Genomic DNA, 16,564 nt, shown 5'->3' with positions numbered 1-16,564 from the left:
GAGATCTTGTGCGAAACGGGACAATTAAACAAATTCTATTAATTACAGATGGTTATTCAAACACTGGGGAAGATCCAGTTGCAATGGCTGCTCTTGCAAAAGAACAAGGCATTACTGTAAATGTCATTGGAGTTATGGAAAAGGATTTGATTGATGAACAGAGTACAAATGAGATTGAGAACATCGCAATGTCTGGTGGAGGCGTTAGTCAAGTTGTCTATGCACAAAATTTATCTCAAACAGTCCAGATGGTTACACGCCAAGCGATGACTCAAACTATTCATGGGGTTGTAAACAAAGAACTTCAACAAATTTTAGGATCTGAAACGAATTTGGAAGACCTTCCTCCAGAGAAGCGTGGGGAAGTGATGGAAGTTGTAGATGATTTAGGTGAAACATCCAATTTAGATATTCTCATTCTGGTAGATATGAGTGCAAGTATGAAAAGTAAACTACCAACGGTTAAAGAGGCGCTGCTTGATTTATCGCTAAGTTTAAATGCACGAATTGGATATAACAATTACTCTATCTTTTTATTTCCTGGGAAAAAGAAAGATGTAGAGAAGCTTCTGGACTGGACCCCTAATCTTAATAAAGTTTCAGCAATTTTTCCAAAGCTCACAGCTGGAGGCATTACCCCAACAGGTCCAGCACTTGAAGAAGCAGTAAAACATTTTAAGAAAAAACGCTCAACGAGAGGGCGGCTTGAAGAATATGATGAGAGATCAATTGAGGAATCAGGTTTGTAATATAAAATCAGGGACAGCTATTTTAGGAAAATGGCATTCTCATAAATACTACATTGTACGTAAATTAGGAGAAGGTGCAACAGGAGTTGTGTATCTTGCTCAAAATGAGAAGGACGAACAGGTAGCTTTAAAAATTAGCTTTGCAAATATGTCTGTAACAGCAGAGGTAAATGTGCTAAAACAGCTAAGTAAGGTCCATGGCAAAGTCCTTGGACCTTCTTTGTTAGATGTAGATGACTGGGCGGTAAAACAAGGAACGGTGATGCTTTCTTTTTATGTAATGGAATATTTAAAAGGAGAAGGTTTTCTTCCCTTTATTTCTCGCAAAGGGGAGGAATGGTTAAGCGTTCTTGTTCTTCAGCTTCTCGGAGACTTGGAAGGTTTACATCAAGCAGGTTGGACATTCGGAGATCTAAAGCCCGACAATTTAATTGTAACCACAAATCCATTTAGACTTCGCTTGTTAGATGTTGGAGGAACGACACAGCATGGTAGAGCTATTAAAGAGTTTACCGAATTCTTTGATCGTGGATATTGGGGATTAGGATCAAGGAAAGCAGATGGACCTTACGATTTATTTGCTGTTGCTATGATTTTTATTAATGGAGCTTATCCAAAGCAGTTCTCAAAGCAAGAGCAGCCATTAAAGCAGCTTGAAAGGTGTATTGATGAAAAAAAGATTCTTCGTCCATATAAAAAGCCGCTTATGAAAGCCTTAAAAGGGGAATATAGTGCAGCAAGTCACATGAAAAATGATATTTTAAACGTTGTTAAAGGAGGAGATAAAGAACCTCAATCTTCATCCTCTGCAAACAACACTACTTATGCAACGACAGGGCGTAGAAGGCGCATCAAGCGTAAAAAGAAACGAACAGCTGAAACGTTCTTTCTTCTTATATCTGTAGCTATTGCTTATTTTGTTTATTTTTTTATACAAGTTTGGTAGTTATTATTTGAACAAAATTCTTTATTCATACTTCCTCATCATTTACTCTAGAGAGAGACACAAAGTATAAGGATGACAAAGATGAAGACAAAAGTTGAAAAGTTTATAAGAAAACATTGTTTACTGAAAGAAAATGATAATGTTATTGTAGGAGTTTCGGGAGGACCTGATTCTCTAGCTCTTTTACACTTGCTTTGGAGCCTAAAAAAAGAGTGGAATATCGAAGTGGTAGCAGCTCACCTTGACCATATGTTCCGAGGAGAACAATCTAGAGAGGATCTTCTATATGTGAAAAATTTTTGCTTTAAGTATGATATCCCATGTGAAGCTATAAGTATAGATGTAGAAGCATATAAGAAAAAATACCATTTGAGTTCTCAAATTGCAGCGAGAGAATGTCGTTATCAGTTTTATGAAGATGTAATGAAAAAGCACAAAGGGACAAAATTGGCTCTTGCTCATCATGGAGATGATCAAGTTGAAACAATTTTAATGAGGTTGACAAGAGGAACGACAATGAAAGGGGCGGCAGGAATGGCTCCTTCACGCTCTTTTGCCGGTGGATCTCTCATTCGCCCTTTTTTAACTCTGAAAAAGGATGAGATTGAAGTATATTGTCAACACTATGAATTGCACCCACGCATAGATCCATCGAATAGTGATGATAAATACACAAGAAATCGCTTTCGAAAGCTTCTTCCATTCTTTAAAAAAGAAAATGAGCATGTTCATACACATTTTCAGCAATTTAGTGAAAATTTATTAGAAGATCAAAGCTATTTAGAGGAATTAACTTATGATATGATGAATACAGTAATAGTTGATAAAACGCCTGAATATGTAAAGCTTTTACGGCAGGACTTTTTAAGAATGCGGAAACCTTTACAAAGGAGGGGGATTCAACTAATATTAAACTATCTCTATAAAGAGATTCCTCTAGCTTTATCCTCGGCGCATATCGATCAGCTTTTCGCTTTTTTCAAAGAGGAGCAACCTTCTGGGATGCTTCATTTCCCTAAAGGCTTATATGTTATTCGCTCTTATGAAACATGTTTATTTACTTTTGAAAAGCCAAGAGTCGAGCCGTACTGTTTTTCCTTGCACATACCTGGAAGAGTTACGTTACCAACAGGTCGCGAAATTGTTTGTGAAATACATAAAACTGAAACAGGAAAGCTTAAGAAAGGCCACGACTTTTTTCATTTACCTTTAAACGAAAAAGCAAAATTACCAAATTTGATTGTAAGAAGTCGAAAAACAGGTGATAAAATACGTTTAAAAGGTATGAATGGGAGGAAAAAAGTAAAGGATATCTTCATTGATAACAAAATTCCGAAATCTGAACGTGAAGCTTGGCCAATTATTGTGTTGGATAACGAGGAAATCCTTTGGATACCAGGATTGAAAAAATCCCATTATGAGGTAGACAACATACAGGAACAAAAGTATGTTACCTTATACTATAAGTAGCAAACAACTTCTAGGAGGCAAGCAGGTACATGAAGGAAGACATTAAAGAAGTATTAATTAGTGAAGAACAGTTGCAAGAAAAAGTAAAAGAATTAGGGAAAGTATTATCAGAAGAGTACAAAGATCGTTTCCCACTCGCTATTGGCGTCTTAAAAGGTGCTATGCCATTTATGGGTGATTTACTCAAACGAGTAGATACATACTTAGAAATGGACTTTATGGATGTGTCAAGCTATGGGAATTCTACCGTTTCTTCAGGCGAAGTCAAGATTATTAAAGATTTAGACACATCTGTTGAAGGACGCGACATCCTAATTATCGAAGATATTATTGATAGTGGATTAACACTAAGTTACTTAGTCGAGCTTTTCCGTTACCGCAAAGCTAAATCAATCAAAATTGTAACACTTCTTGATAAGCCATCAGGACGTAAATCTGATATTGAAGCAGACTATATTGGATTTGAAGTGCCAAACGCATTTGTTGTTGGTTATGGTCTTGATTATCAAGAGAAATACCGCAACCTGCCTTACATTGGCGTCTTAAAACCAGAAGTATATTCATCATAAGAACATAAGGGTCTATGGCAGGGTGTATTTGTTGTATAGGTTGAATTTTCTATGATACTATTGAGTATGATTTGTTTACTGTGGGAGGAGGTAAGTAATGAATCGGATCTTCCGTAATACCATATTTTATTTACTGATATTTTTGGTAATTATTGGTGTTGTTAGCATTTTTAGTGGTTCAAATAACCAAACAACACAGCTTAATTACAATAAATTTATCGAACATCTTGATAAAGGTGAAGTAGACCACGTTACTTTAAAACCTGAGCGAGGTGTGCTGGAAGTTCGAGGTCAATTAGATTCATATAGCAAAGACCAAGAATTTGTTACGTTTGTACCAGATACAGGTCAAATTGTTGAAAAACTAGATAATAAACTTCAATCAGCAGATGTTGATTATAAACCAGCTGAGGAAACAAGCGGATGGGTGACTTTCTTTACTTCCATCATTCCGTTTATTATTATCTTTATTCTCTTCTTCTTCTTACTTAACCAAGCTCAAGGCGGCGGCAGTCGTGTAATGAACTTTGGTAAAAGTAAAGCTAAACTTTATAGCGAAGAGAAGAAAAAAGTTAAGTTTAAAGACGTAGCGGGTGCTGACGAAGAGAAGCAAGAACTTGTTGAAGTTGTTGATTTCTTGAAGGATCCTCGCAAATTCTCAGAAGTAGGGGCACGTATTCCAAAAGGGGTTCTTCTTGTTGGACCTCCAGGGACAGGTAAAACATTACTTGCTCGTGCTGTAGCTGGTGAAGCAGGAACACCATTCTTCTCCATCAGTGGTTCTGATTTCGTTGAAATGTTTGTCGGTGTCGGAGCTTCTCGTGTTCGTGACTTGTTTGAAAATGCGAAGAAAAATGCACCGTGTATTATCTTTATAGATGAGATTGATGCAGTAGGTCGTCAACGTGGCGCTGGATTAGGCGGCGGCCATGACGAGCGTGAACAAACGCTAAACCAATTGCTTGTTGAAATGGATGGTTTCGGAGCGAATGAAGGAATTATCATTATTGCTGCAACAAACCGCCCTGATATTCTAGACCCTGCATTACTACGTCCAGGACGCTTTGACCGTCAAATTACGGTAGATCGTCCAGATGTAAATGGCCGTGAAGCAGTACTTCGTGTACATGCTCGCAACAAGCCGCTTGATGAGTCTGTTGATTTACGTACGATTGCTCTTCGTACACCAGGATTCTCTGGTGCCGATCTTGAAAACTTATTAAACGAAGCTGCTCTAGTAGCTGCCCGCCTTGATAAGAAGAAAATTGATATGACTGATATCGATGAAGCGACAGATCGTGTTATCGCAGGTCCTGCGAAGAAGAGCCGCGTTATTTCGAAGAAAGAGCGTAATATTGTTGCCTTCCATGAATCAGGTCATACAATCATTGGACTTGTTCTTGATGAAGCTGATATGGTTCATAAAGTAACAATCGTGCCTCGTGGCCAAGCTGGTGGTTATGCTGTAATGCTTCCAAAAGAAGATCGTTACTTCATGACGAAGCCAGAGCTTCTTGATAAGATTACAGGTCTACTTGGTGGACGTGTAGCTGAGGAAGTAACATTTGGCGAAGTAAGCACAGGAGCTCACAATGACTTCCAACGTGCAACAAGTATTGCTCGTAAAATGGTTACTGAATACGGAATGAGTGATAAGCTTGGGCCAATGCAGTTTGGTCAATCACAAGGTGGTCAAGTGTTCCTAGGACGCGATATCAATAGCGAACAAAACTACAGTGATGCAATTGCTCATGAAATTGACTTAGAAGTTCAGCGTATCATTAAAGAATGTTATGCACGTGCAAAAGAGATCATTGTTAATCATCGTGAACAATTTGACTTGATTGCAAACACACTTCTTGAGGTTGAAACATTAGAAGCGAAGCAAATCCGTAGTCTTTTCGAAGATGGTAAGCTTCCAGAAGGAGACCGTAATTTATCTCTTAAAAAACCTCAGCCTGAGGAAAATGGGGAAGATGTGAAAGTAAACATCCAACCGAAAAAAGAAGATGAAGATCAAGAAGATAAGAACGAATAAAAAAAAGGCGCTCAACTGAGCGCCTTTTTATTATTAACATAGGTGATGAACGGGTAAATTATGAAAGAATAGAAACGCCCGATTTTTTTATGTAATATAGAGTGAGATGAGGATAGAAATAAAGATAAAGTGGTGATGGGCGTTGATTTTTGTTATAGATGTGGGAAATACAAACACAGTATTAGGTGTTTATGAAGGAAATGAGTTAAAATATCATTGGCGTATCGAAACGGGCCGTAATAAAACAGAAGATGAATTTGGCATGGTAATTAAAGAGCTTTTTAATCATGTTGGATTAACGTTTGCTTCAATAGAAGGAATTATCATTTCTTCTGTTGTTCCCCCTATAATGTTTTCACTTGAAAGAATGTGTCTAAAGTATTTTCATCTCAAACCTGTTATAGTAGGTCCAGGAGTGAAGACAGGCTTAAACATTAAGTATGACAACCCAAGAGAAGTAGGAGCAGACCGCATTGTTAATGCTGTAGGAGCCATTCATCATTATGGAACTCCTTTAATTATTATTGATTTTGGTACAGCCACTACGTATTGCTATGTTGATGAAAAGAAACATTATAGAGGAGGCGCAATTGCGCCAGGAATTAATATTTCTACAGAAGCTCTTTATTCTAGAACTTCAAAGCTTCCTCGGATTGAGATTGTGCAACCTGAAAGTGTTATTGGTACAAATACGGTTACAGCAATGCAATCTGGTATCTTATATGGATATGTAGGACAAGTAGAAGGAATTGTGTCCCGTATGAAAGCTCAAGCTCCTCCTGACACAAAAGTAATTGCTACAGGAGGATTAGCTAATTTAATTGCAACAGAGTCAGATATGATTGATATTGTGGACCCGTTCTTAACGTTAAAGGGACTTCAGTTAATATATGCTCGTAATTTTGAGCTAATTTAAACCAAGGAAGGTGTTTTAAACGGATGAAAGATTATCTTGTAAAAGCGTTGGCTTATAATGGCCAAATTCGCGCATATGCAGTTCAGACAACTGAAACAGTTGGAGAAGCTCAACGAAGACATAATTCATGGCCAACAGCCTCGGCAGCCCTTGGGCGTGCAATGACAGCGAGCGTTATGATGGGAGCTATGTTAAAAGGTGAACACAAAATTACGGTAAAGGTAGAAGGAGGAGGTCCGATTGGCGCAATCATTGTTGATAGCGATGCAAAAGGACATGTACGTGGTTATGTTTCAAAACCTCAAACACACTTTCCTTCTAAAGCGCCAGGCAAATTAGATGTTTCAAGAGCTGTTGGCTCAACAGGAATGCTTACCGTTGTAAAAGACTTGGGGTTAAGAGATCATTTTACAGGTCAAGTTCCCCTTGCATCTGGAGAACTTGGAGATGACTTTACGTACTACTTTGCATCATCTGAACAAGTGCCTTCATCTGTTGGATTAGGGGTGCTTGTAAATCCAGATAACAGCATCTTAGCTGCAGGAGGATTTATTATTCAGCTTATGCCTGGTACTGATGAGGAAACAATCACAGCAATTGAAGAAAGTCTAAGTAAAGTGCCGCCAATTTCTAAGCTTATTCAAGAAGGATTGTCTCCTGAGGAAATTCTAGAAAAACTTTTAGGAAAAGAAAATGTAGAAGTATTGGAAACAATGCCTGTTGAGTTTTCTTGTCATTGTTCAAGAGAGCGTCTTTCAAATGCTCTTATTAGCCTAGGTGTAGAAGAACTTCAGGCAATGATTGATGAAGATGGTGGAGCAGAAGCTCAATGCCATTTCTGTAATGAAGAGTATCAGTTCACAAAAGAAGAACTTGAAGAATTGAAAGCTCAAGCGAAAGCCTAAAGGAAAGCGCATGGAAGCATGCGCTTTCCTTTTTCTTTAAAAAAATGGGTAAATAGATTGACAATTCATATAATAATTGATATATTCTCTATAAAACCAATAAAAATACTAGGGATTATAGAGGTGATCTTATGACACGTGTAGGAAATTCAATTACAGACTTAATTGGTCAAACACCAATTGTTAAATTAAATCGCATTGTTGAAGAAGATATGGCAGATGTGTATTTAAAACTTGAATTTATGAATCCTGGAAGTAGTGTAAAAGACCGTATTGGTCTTGCGATGATTGAAAGTGCTGAGCAAGAGGGCGTTTTAAAAGCTGGGGACACAATCATTGAGCCAACAAGTGGAAACACGGGAATTGGTCTTGCGATGGTTGCTGCTGCAAAAGGCTACAAAGCTATTTTAGTAATGCCAGATACGATGAGTATGGAGCGTCGTAACCTTCTTCGTGCATATGGAGCAGATCTTGTTCTTACTCCTGGTGCTGAAGGAATGAACGGAGCTATTAAGAAAGCAGAGGAGCTTTCTAATGCACATGGTTACTTTATGCCACAGCAGTTTAAGAATGAAGCAAACCCAAAAGTGCATCGTGAAACAACAGGAAAAGAAATTGTAGAACAAATGGGTGACCAACTTGATGCATTTATCGCTGGTGTTGGTACAGGTGGAACAGTATCAGGTGCTGGAAGCGTATTAAAAGAGAAGTACGAGAACGTGAAAATCTATGCTGTTGAGCCAACAGGTTCACCTGTATTATCAGGAGGTCAGCCTGGTCCTCATAAAATTCAAGGAATTGGAGCTGGATTTGTTCCAAATACGTTAGATACAGAAGTGTATGACGGAGTTATTCCAGTAGAGAATGAAGCGGCATTTGAATATGCGCGTAAAGCAGCTAGAAATGAAGGAATCCTAGGTGGTATTTCTTCTGGAGCAGCTATTTATGCAGCGTTAAAAGTAGCAAAAGAATTGGGTAAAGGTAAGAAAGTTTTAGCAATTATCCCAAGTAACGGTGAGCGTTACTTAAGTACACCTCTTTATAAATTTGAGGAAGAAGAACAAAGCACAAAATAAAGCTTAAAAACCTCCCTACTAGTAGGGAGGTTTTTTATTAGTAGAAACTCCTAGTGAAGAAAAATAAAGAATCATGTACAATGAAAAGTAAAGAGATAAAATAGCAAAAATGGTGTAGGAGCGTGAAGGTGTGCAACAGAGAAAAGCTTGGGGAGAAGCGGTTTCCATCCCAAAAGAACACTGGTTCAAGAAATTTCAGTTTCTGGCAAAAAACCATAAAAAACATATGGTGTTAGAGAGCGGACGCAGTGGCCGCTACAGTATGATTGGATTAGATCCAATAGCATCATTAAAAGGTAAGAATAATATGCTTACTGTCGAGAAAAATGGGGAGACGATGGTGATAGAAGGAAATCCTCTGCATGCAATGAAGGACTGGTTAGCTCAATATCGTATAGAGACAAATAGTGAACTTCCTCCTTTTCAAGGTGGAGCTATTGGGTATATTAGTTATGATTATGTGCGCTATATTGAAAAGCTGCCAGAGTTAGCAGCTGATGATTTGAATCTGCCAGAGCTTCATTTCTTCATTTTCCAAGATGTCTTTGTTTATGACCATTCAACAGAACAGCTTTGGATGATTGTAACAGATGAGGAAGAAAATATAACCCAAGCTCAATTGCGACTTAGTCATCATATGAATATGTGGCTTGAGGCACCTGTTCAACCCATTTCATATGAGCATAACTATTTTATGGAAGAACGGAAAAAAGATGAATTTTCGATGGATGAAGAAAAGTTTTCAAAAGCTGTTCACGATATTCATGAATACATCTCTTCGGGTGATGTATTTCAGGTAAATATTGCAGTTCGTCAAACAAGACAGCTCAAGTCGCATCCAATGGAAGTGTATGAGCAGCTTCGTTTATTAAATCCTTCTCCTTATATGTCTTACTTACAGTTTGAAGATTTCCAAATTGTGAGTGCTTCACCTGAACTTTTAGTGAAGAAGCGTAAAAATGAAGTAAGCACAAGACCAATTGCAGGCACTCGTTCTAGAGGTCGAACAGCTGAAGAAGATGAGCAGCTTGCAGAAGAACTACTCTCAAATGAGAAAGAACGCGCTGAGCATATCATGCTTGTAGATTTAGAGCGAAATGACTTGGGGAGAGTTTGTAAATATGGTACTGTAGAAGTAGATGAATTAATGACAATTGAGCGATATTCTCATGTTATGCATATCGTCTCTAACGTGAAAGGACAGCTTGCAGAAGAGAATGAGTGGACTGACGTTGTTGATGCAACATTTCCGGGAGGCACAATTACAGGGGCACCCAAAGTGCGTACGATGGAAATCATTGAAGAAATTGAACCGGTGAGAAGAGGAGTTTATACAGGCTCAATTGGTTGGATTGGCTTTGATGAAAACATCGAGTTGAATATTGCTATTCGTTCTATGGTTGTAAAAGACGGACAAGCACATGTGCAAGCAGGAGCTGGTATTGTAATTGATTCACATCCGCAATATGAGTATAAAGAGTCTTTAAAGAAAGCAGAAGCCTTATGGCGTGCAAAAGAGTTGAGTGAATATGAGCTGAGTGGAGGTAGCAGAGTATGATTTTAATGATTGATAATTATGATTCATTTACATTTAATTTAGTACAGTATCTAGGTGAATTAGGTGAAGAACTAGTTGTAAAGCGTAATGACGAAATTACGCTGGATGAAATTGAAGCAATGCGTCCTGACTTTTTGATGATTTCTCCAGGTCCTTGTAGTCCAAATGAAGCTGGAATAAGTCTTGAAGCCATTTCTCGATTTGCAGGAGAAATCCCGATTTTTGGAGTTTGTCTAGGTCACCAATCGATTGCCCAAGCTTTTGGTGGGCAGGTGATTCGTGCTGAATATCTTATGCATGGTAAAACATCAGAGATTTCTCATAATGGAGAAACCATTTTTAAGGAGTTAGCTAATCCTTTTACAGCGACACGTTATCATTCTTTAATTGTTGAAAGAGAAACGCTCCCAGACTGCTTTGAAATAACGGCAGAAACTGATAAAGGAGAAATTATGGCTATTCGTCATAAGTCGCTTCCCATTGAAGGTGTCCAATTTCACCCAGAATCCATCATGACTTCTTTTGGGAAAGAGATGCTAAGAAGCTTTATTAATACGTATCAAAGAGAAGTGCAATAATTATGCATATTTTTTTAAATAATAAATTGGTTCAGAAACAAGAAGCTATGATTTCTCCTTATGATCATGGCTTCTTGTATGGTTTAGGGGTGTTTGAGACGCTCCGACTTTATGATGGACATCCTTTTCTCCTTGATGATCATTTAGAACGTCTAGAAAATGGTTTGAAGGAACTGAATATAAAATGGAGATACTCAAAGAAAGATGTTCTTTCTTGGTTTAAAGATCTCTCACATAAAAATAATCTACAGAATGCTTACATTCGTTTGAATATATCAGCAGGAGTTGATGACCTCGGTCTTTCAACAGACATGTATGAGGAACCAACAATCATCGTCTATATGAAGGAGCTTCCAAAGAATCCTCTTCTTGAAAAAGAGGGGGTTATTTTAAAAACAAGGCGTAATACTCCTGAAGGAAACTATCGTTTGAAGTCTCATCATTATTTGAATAACGTACTTGCTAAACGAGAGCTTAGCAGTGTGAAGCAAGAAGGAATTTTTCTAACAGAAGACGGAGACATAGCAGAAGGGATTGTTTCTAATCTGTTCTTTGTGAAAAATGGAGCTGTTTATACACCATCTCTTAAAACAGGGATTTTAGGTGGTGTAACAAGGCAATTTGTTATGGCACTTTTAACATCGCTATCTATTCCTGTTCATGAAGGATTCTTTTCGTTAGAGAAATTGCTTGAGAGTGATGAAATCTTTATGACGAATTCCATTCAAGAGATTTTTTCAATTTCTAATATTGGAGATAGAAGATACCACTATGGGGACAGTTCGTTAGCTAGTGTTCTTCGGAATCATTATAAGCAGATGACACAGACAAACTGGAGTTATAAGGATATAGGGAGGAAGTAAAAGAAAATGACTGTAAATACGCTACCGAGAAAAGGCGTCATTAATGCACACCCTTTTCAACTAGATTATCATAATAAAACGCTCATTATGGGAATTTTGAATGTAACGCCTGATTCTTTCTCAGATGGTGGAAAGTATAATCACCTTGATCGTGCTATTGAACATGCGCAGCTTATGGTAGATCAGGGAGCAGATATTATCGACCTTGGTGGGGAATCCACAAGACCAGGTTATGAACCAGTGGGCTTAGAAGAAGAGCTTCGTCGTGTAGTTCCTGCTGTTGAAGCCATTAGTAAAAATGTGAAAATCCCAATATCAGTTGATACGTACAAGGCAGAAGTTGCTCGTCAGGCATTAGAAGCTGGGGCCCATATTATTAATGATATTTGGGGAGCAAAAGCAGATCCTAAAATGGCGGAAGTTGCAGCTTCATACAACGTGCCTATTGTAATTATGCATAATAGAGAAAATCGTAATTATACAAACTTGATGGCGGATGTTATTGCGGACCTTTATGAGAGTATCAAAATCGTAAAGGCAGCAGGTGTAAAGGATGAGAAAATCATTCTAGACCCTGGAATCGGATTTGCTAAAGGATTAGAAGAAAATATTATCGTTATGAGGAACTTAGATCAATTCCAATCGCTTGGTTATCCTGTATTACTCGGAACATCTCGCAAAGGAATGATCGGAAAAGTACTCGATCTAGAAAATCCTGCAGATCGTATGGAGGGTACTGCTGCAACAGTGGGCCTAGGGATTTCGAAAGGCACAGATATTGTACGTGTGCATGATGTATTAGAAATTGCACGTTTTTCTAAGATGATGGATGTGCTTGTTGGTAAAGGAGACATTCCGCGTGGATAAGATCTTTTTAAATAAAATGCAATTTTATGGTTACCATGGCGTTTTTTCAGAAGAGAACAAGCTTGGACAGCCTTTTGAAGTGGACTTAACAGTAGAGCAAGATTTAAGAAAAGCTGGACAAAGTGATGATCTTGAGGCAACGGTCAATTATGCAGAGCTTTTTAATCTTTGCAAAGACGTTATGGAGAACAGGGTTTTTAAGCTTGTCGAGACAGTAGCTGAAACAATTGCCTCTGAAGTCTTTGAAAAGTTTTCTTCAGTTGAGGCATGTACAGTTAAAATATATAAGAAAAGCCCACCAATTAATGGACACTATGACTCAGTTGGAGTTGAGATTCAAAGGAGTCGTCCATGAAGAATATAGCATATATTGGATTGGGTTCTAATATGGAAGACAGATTTAATTATTTAAAGCAAGGTATTCTCTTGCTGTGTAAAGAGAAAAACATTACACTAACAAACCTTTCTTCGATTTATGAAACAGCTCCTGTTGGGTATACAGAGCAGGCTGCTTTTTTAAACATGGTTGTAGAAGTTGAAACAACGTATAATCCTCAAGAACTGTTATCTTGTTTGCAAAAAGTTGAGGCAGCTTGTCATAGAGAGCGGATTATTCGGTGGGGGCCACGAACGCTAGACCTTGACATTTTGCTTTATAATAATGAAGATATAAAAGAGGAGAATTTATCTGTTCCCCATCCGCGGATTCTTGAACGGGCTTTTGTGCTTGCTCCCCTCGTGGAAATTGCTCCTTCAGCTTGCATTTTAGGAGATAGTCATTTTCTATCTTCTCTCTCTTCTAAACTTTCGGCTGAGCAAGGCATTGAAATATGGAAGCTAAGAGATGAGAAAGATACCTTTTCTCTTTTAGAAACAAATTAATGTGTTTACAATAGAACTTATACTTTATTTTTTTGAGATGACAAGTAATCTTCTAAGAGATTACTTGTCTATATGCATGTAATACAATAGGAGGTACAATCATGCTTCAAATTGGAGATATCAAATTTGATAATCCAGTTGTTTTAGCACCAATGGCAGGTGTTTGTAATGCAGCATTTCGCCTTACAGTAAAAGAATTTGGCGCAGGATTAGTTTGTGCTGAAATGGTGAGTGATAAGGCCATTCTTTATAAAAATGCTAGGACAATGGGAATGCTTCATATAGATCCACGTGAAAAGCCAATGAGTTTACAAATCTTTGGTGGAAAAAAAGAAACCCTTGTGGAAGCGGCTCAGTTTGTAGATAAAAATACAACAGCAGACATCATTGACATTAATATGGGATGTCCGGTACCTAAAATCACTAAATGTGATGCAGGGGCAAAATGGCTTCTAGATCCAAATAAAATTTATGAAATGGTTTCAGCAGTCGTAGATGCTGTAGATAAACCTGTTACTGTAAAAATGCGTATGGGCTGGGATGAAGACCATATCTTTGCAATTGAAAATGCAAGAGCAGTAGAACGTGCAGGCGGAAAAGCTGTTGCTCTTCATGGACGTACTCGTGTACAAATGTATGAAGGAACAGCAAATTGGGATATCATTCGTGACGTAAAACAATCAGTCTCTATTCCTGTTATCGGAAACGGAGATGTAAAAACACCGCAAGATGCAAAAAGAATGCTTGATGAAACAGGGGTTGACGGCGTAATGATAGGTCGTGCTGCTCTTGGTGATCCATGGATGATTTATCGTACTGTTCAATACCTAAAAACAGGTGAATTAGCTCCAGAACCAACAGTAAGAGAGAAAATGGACATTTGTAAGCTCCACCTTGATCGTTTAATCGACCTAAAAGGCGAAAATGTAGCTGTGCGTGAAATGCGTAAACATGCCGCTTGGTACTTAAAAGGTGTTCGAGGCAATGCAAGAGTGCGAAATGAGATTAATCAATGTGAAACAAGAGAGAGTCTTGTAAAACTAGTGGATACTTTTGCAGAAGAAGTAGAAGCAAAACAAAAAGACTCTCAAGCTATTTGACACATAAAACAGTGTTCACCTATAATTACGAACAGAAGAATGTACGCTGATTGCCAGTGATTTGCTGGTCTTTTTTCTGTTTAAGATTTAAAAAATAGATGGAGATGATGAAATGAGTCAGGAAGAATTAAATGACCAACTGATAGTGCGTCGTGAAAAAATGAAAGAACTTCAAGAGCAAGGAATTGATCCATTTGGTAAACGTTTTGAGCGTTCACATAGTTCAAATGAACTTCTAGAAGCTTATGATCAATTTTCAAAAGAAGAACTAGTAGAAAAAGAAGAAGAAACTTCAATTAGTTTTGCTGGGCGTATTATGACAAAGCGTGGTAAAGGAAAAGCTGGATTTGCTCATGTTCAAGATTTGAATGGCCAAATCCAAATCTACGTGCGTAAAGATAGTGTAGGAGAAGAGCAGTATGAGCTTTTCAAAAACGCTGATATTGGGGATATTGTCGGAATTGAGGGAGTTATGTTCAAAACGAAAGTAGGAGAGCTTTCTATTAAAGCTACTTCTTTCACACTTCTTTCAAAAGCATTACGTCCACTTCCAGATAAATATCATGGATTAAAAGATATTGAGCAACGTTATCGTCAACGTTACCTAGACTTGATTACAAATCCAGAAAGTCGTCAAACGTTTGTAACGCGCAGCCGTATTATTCAATCTATGCGTCGCTACCTTGATGGACAAGGGTTCTTAGAAGTGGAAACACCAATGATGCACTCTATCGCTGGTGGAGCATCTGCTCGTCCATTTGTGACTCATCATAATGCTCTTGATATTGAACTTTATATGCGTATTGCCATTGAATTACACCTTAAACGTCTAATTGTAGGTGGATTAGAGAGAGTCTATGAAATTGGTCGTGTATTCCGTAATGAAGGAGTTTCAACACGTCATAACCCTGAATTTACAATGCTAGAGCTTTACGAAGCATATGCAGATTATAAAGACGTAATGAGCTTAACTGAGAACATGATTGCTCATATTGCTCAAGAAGTTCTTGGTACAACAACTGTTCAATATGGAGAAGATGAAATTAACCTTGCTCCACAATGGACAAGACTTCATATGGCTGACGCTGTTAAGCAATATACAGGTGTTGATTTTTGGAAAGAGATGACTGATGAGGAAGCTCATGCTCTTGCCAAGGAACACGGTGTAGCAGTAACGGAACATATGCAGTTTGGTCATGTTTTAAATGAATTCTTCGAACAAAAGGTAGAGCATGAACTTGTACAACCAACATTCATCTACGGTCATCCGGTTGAGATTTCTCCGTTAGCGAAGAAAAATGACGAAGACCCACGTTTTACAGATCGTTTTGAGCTATTTATTGTACGTCGTGAGCATGCAAATGCCTTTACAGAATTAAATGATCCAATCGACCAACGTGAACGTTTCGAAGCTCAGCTTAAAGAGCGTGAACAAGGAAATGATGAAGCTCACGAGATGGATGACGATTTTATTGAAGCATTAGAGTATGGAATGGCTCCAACTGGAGGACTTGGTATTGGAATCGATCGTCTAGTTATGCTTTTAACAAATTCTCCTTCTATTCGTGACGTTCTTCTGTTCCCTCAAATGCGTCAAAAATAAGTGGTTTTATAACTACTTTAGAAGGGTAGTAAGGTATTCAAGTGGAATAAAACTTCGCTTGAATACCTTTTTTTAAAAAAATATTATAAAACTTATTGACGCATTATTTAATTGATGATATATTATTAATTGTCGCTAATGAGACAGCACAAAAAATAAGAAGTTAACAAAACTTCTAAAAAAAGATGTTGACTTTGAAAAGTTAACATGATAAGATATAAAAGTTGCTGTTGATAAGCAATGGTGATTGACCTTTGAAAACTGAACAAAATACGTCAACGTTAATTCTATTTTATTTTTAAAACAACGTTTCTTATAGAAACAAAAAGCTATGGACATCGAAAGATGAAACCAAACTTTCTATGGAGAGTTTGATCCTGGCTCAGGACGAACGCTGGCGGCGTGCCTAATACATGCAAGTCGAGCGGAGTTTTGAAAAGCTTG

At 37.9% G+C, this 16,564-nt stretch carries 16 protein-coding genes and 1 rRNA gene; all 17 read left to right on the top strand.

Annotated features, from left to right (window positions below; translation table 11 throughout):
• Positions 1-8: 8 nt before the first annotated feature.
• Positions 9-749: a vWA domain-containing protein gene (locus ACK3CR_RS26645; RefSeq protein ID WP_019395107.1), complete on the top strand. Its 741-nt coding sequence runs from the start codon at positions 9-11 to the stop codon at positions 747-749.
• A complete protein-coding gene (locus tag ACK3CR_RS26640; RefSeq protein ID WP_488976353.1) occupies positions 715-1,695 on the top strand; it encodes a protein kinase domain-containing protein in 981 nt (326 codons plus the stop codon). The genes ACK3CR_RS26645 and ACK3CR_RS26640 overlap by 35 nt, the downstream gene beginning before the upstream one ends.
• A gap of 81 nt (positions 1,696-1,776) precedes the next feature.
• Positions 1,777-3,165 (top strand): tRNA lysidine(34) synthetase TilS, encoded by a 1,389-nt coding sequence (gene tilS, locus ACK3CR_RS26635; protein WP_488976352.1) that lies wholly within the window; start codon positions 1,777-1,779, stop codon positions 3,163-3,165.
• Positions 3,166-3,194: 29 nt separating this feature from the next.
• The gene (hpt, locus tag ACK3CR_RS26630) at positions 3,195-3,734 is read left to right on the top strand and encodes a hypoxanthine phosphoribosyltransferase (RefSeq protein ID WP_040059959.1); all 540 of its coding nucleotides are present in this window, start codon (positions 3,195-3,197) and stop codon (positions 3,732-3,734) included.
• A 97-nt stretch (positions 3,735-3,831) separates the two neighbouring features.
• Positions 3,832-5,772, top strand: a complete 1,941-nt coding sequence (gene ftsH / locus ACK3CR_RS26625) for an ATP-dependent zinc metalloprotease FtsH (RefSeq protein WP_243515976.1) — start codon at positions 3,832-3,834, stop codon at positions 5,770-5,772.
• A 142-nt stretch (positions 5,773-5,914) separates the two neighbouring features.
• Positions 5,915-6,688, top strand: coding sequence for a type III pantothenate kinase (locus ACK3CR_RS26620; RefSeq protein WP_488976351.1), 774 nt, complete (start codon positions 5,915-5,917; stop codon positions 6,686-6,688).
• A gap of 23 nt (positions 6,689-6,711) precedes the next feature.
• A complete protein-coding gene (gene hslO, locus ACK3CR_RS26615) occupies positions 6,712-7,593 on the top strand; it encodes an Hsp33 family molecular chaperone HslO (protein WP_488976350.1) in 882 nt (293 codons plus the stop codon).
• Positions 7,594-7,724: 131 nt separating this feature from the next.
• Entirely contained in the window at positions 7,725-8,669 is a 945-nt protein-coding gene (cysK, locus tag ACK3CR_RS26610; protein ID WP_019395100.1) for a cysteine synthase A, read from the top strand.
• Between the two features lie 130 nt (positions 8,670-8,799).
• On the top strand, positions 8,800-10,227 hold the full coding sequence (trpE, locus tag ACK3CR_RS26605; protein WP_488976349.1) for an anthranilate synthase component I: 1,428 nt from the start codon (positions 8,800-8,802) through the stop codon (positions 10,225-10,227).
• Positions 10,224-10,805, top strand: coding sequence for an aminodeoxychorismate/anthranilate synthase component II (gene pabA / locus ACK3CR_RS26600; RefSeq protein ID WP_243515969.1), 582 nt, complete (start codon positions 10,224-10,226; stop codon positions 10,803-10,805). Before trpE ends, pabA begins: the two co-directional genes overlap by 4 nt.
• A 2-nt stretch (positions 10,806-10,807) precedes the next feature.
• Positions 10,808-11,668, top strand: coding sequence for an aminodeoxychorismate lyase (gene pabC, locus ACK3CR_RS26595; protein ID WP_243515968.1), 861 nt, complete (start codon positions 10,808-10,810; stop codon positions 11,666-11,668).
• Positions 11,669-11,674: 6 nt separating this feature from the next.
• Positions 11,675-12,535: a dihydropteroate synthase gene (folP, locus tag ACK3CR_RS26590; RefSeq protein ID WP_243515966.1), complete on the top strand. Its 861-nt coding sequence runs from the start codon at positions 11,675-11,677 to the stop codon at positions 12,533-12,535.
• Positions 12,528-12,890 carry a dihydroneopterin aldolase gene (folB, locus tag ACK3CR_RS26585; RefSeq protein ID WP_268585337.1) on the top strand — a complete coding sequence of 121 codons (363 nt, stop codon included), beginning with the start codon at positions 12,528-12,530 and terminating at the stop codon, positions 12,888-12,890. The genes folP and folB overlap by 8 nt, the downstream gene beginning before the upstream one ends.
• The gene (gene folK, locus ACK3CR_RS26580) at positions 12,887-13,417 is read left to right on the top strand and encodes a 2-amino-4-hydroxy-6-hydroxymethyldihydropteridine diphosphokinase (protein ID WP_268585336.1); all 531 of its coding nucleotides are present in this window, start codon (positions 12,887-12,889) and stop codon (positions 13,415-13,417) included. Before folB ends, folK begins: the two co-directional genes overlap by 4 nt.
• A gap of 101 nt (positions 13,418-13,518) precedes the next feature.
• On the top strand, positions 13,519-14,517 hold the full coding sequence (gene dusB / locus ACK3CR_RS26575) for a tRNA dihydrouridine synthase DusB (RefSeq protein ID WP_268585335.1): 999 nt from the start codon (positions 13,519-13,521) through the stop codon (positions 14,515-14,517).
• 112 nt (positions 14,518-14,629) lie between these two features.
• Positions 14,630-16,120, top strand: a complete 1,491-nt coding sequence (gene lysS / locus ACK3CR_RS26570) for a lysine--tRNA ligase (protein WP_488976348.1) — start codon at positions 14,630-14,632, stop codon at positions 16,118-16,120.
• A gap of 359 nt (positions 16,121-16,479) precedes the next feature.
• Positions 16,480-16,564: ribosomal RNA gene (locus ACK3CR_RS26565) — 16S ribosomal RNA — on the top strand; the annotation flags it as partial.

This window comes from Priestia sp. TRM10, assembly GCF_057808375.1.
This window is presented reverse-complemented; position numbering and strand designations above follow the sequence as displayed.

What these genes read in the sequence shown, in the direction of transcription:
- ACK3CR_RS26640 (WP_488976353.1), top strand. Translation starts at nt 715, where the DNA reads ATGATGAGAGATCAATTGAGGAATCAGGTTTGTAATATAAAATCAGGG.
- tilS (WP_488976352.1), top strand. Translation starts at nt 1,777, where the DNA reads ATGAAGACAAAAGTTGAAAAGTTTATAAGAAAACATTGTTTACTGAAA.
- hpt (WP_040059959.1), top strand. Translation starts at nt 3,195, where the DNA reads ATGAAGGAAGACATTAAAGAAGTATTAATTAGTGAAGAACAGTTGCAA.
- hslO (WP_488976350.1), top strand. Translation starts at nt 6,712, where the DNA reads ATGAAAGATTATCTTGTAAAAGCGTTGGCTTATAATGGCCAAATTCGC.
- dusB (WP_268585335.1), top strand. Translation starts at nt 13,519, where the DNA reads ATGCTTCAAATTGGAGATATCAAATTTGATAATCCAGTTGTTTTAGCA.
- folP (WP_243515966.1), top strand. Translation starts at nt 11,675, where the DNA reads ATGACTGTAAATACGCTACCGAGAAAAGGCGTCATTAATGCACACCCT.
- pabC (WP_243515968.1), top strand. Translation starts at nt 10,808, where the DNA reads ATGCATATTTTTTTAAATAATAAATTGGTTCAGAAACAAGAAGCTATG.
- cysK (WP_019395100.1), top strand. Translation starts at nt 7,725, where the DNA reads ATGACACGTGTAGGAAATTCAATTACAGACTTAATTGGTCAAACACCA.
- ftsH (WP_243515976.1), top strand. Translation starts at nt 3,832, where the DNA reads ATGAATCGGATCTTCCGTAATACCATATTTTATTTACTGATATTTTTG.
- folK (WP_268585336.1), top strand. Translation starts at nt 12,887, where the DNA reads ATGAAGAATATAGCATATATTGGATTGGGTTCTAATATGGAAGACAGA.
- lysS (WP_488976348.1), top strand. Translation starts at nt 14,630, where the DNA reads ATGAGTCAGGAAGAATTAAATGACCAACTGATAGTGCGTCGTGAAAAA.
- pabA (WP_243515969.1), top strand. Translation starts at nt 10,224, where the DNA reads ATGATTTTAATGATTGATAATTATGATTCATTTACATTTAATTTAGTA.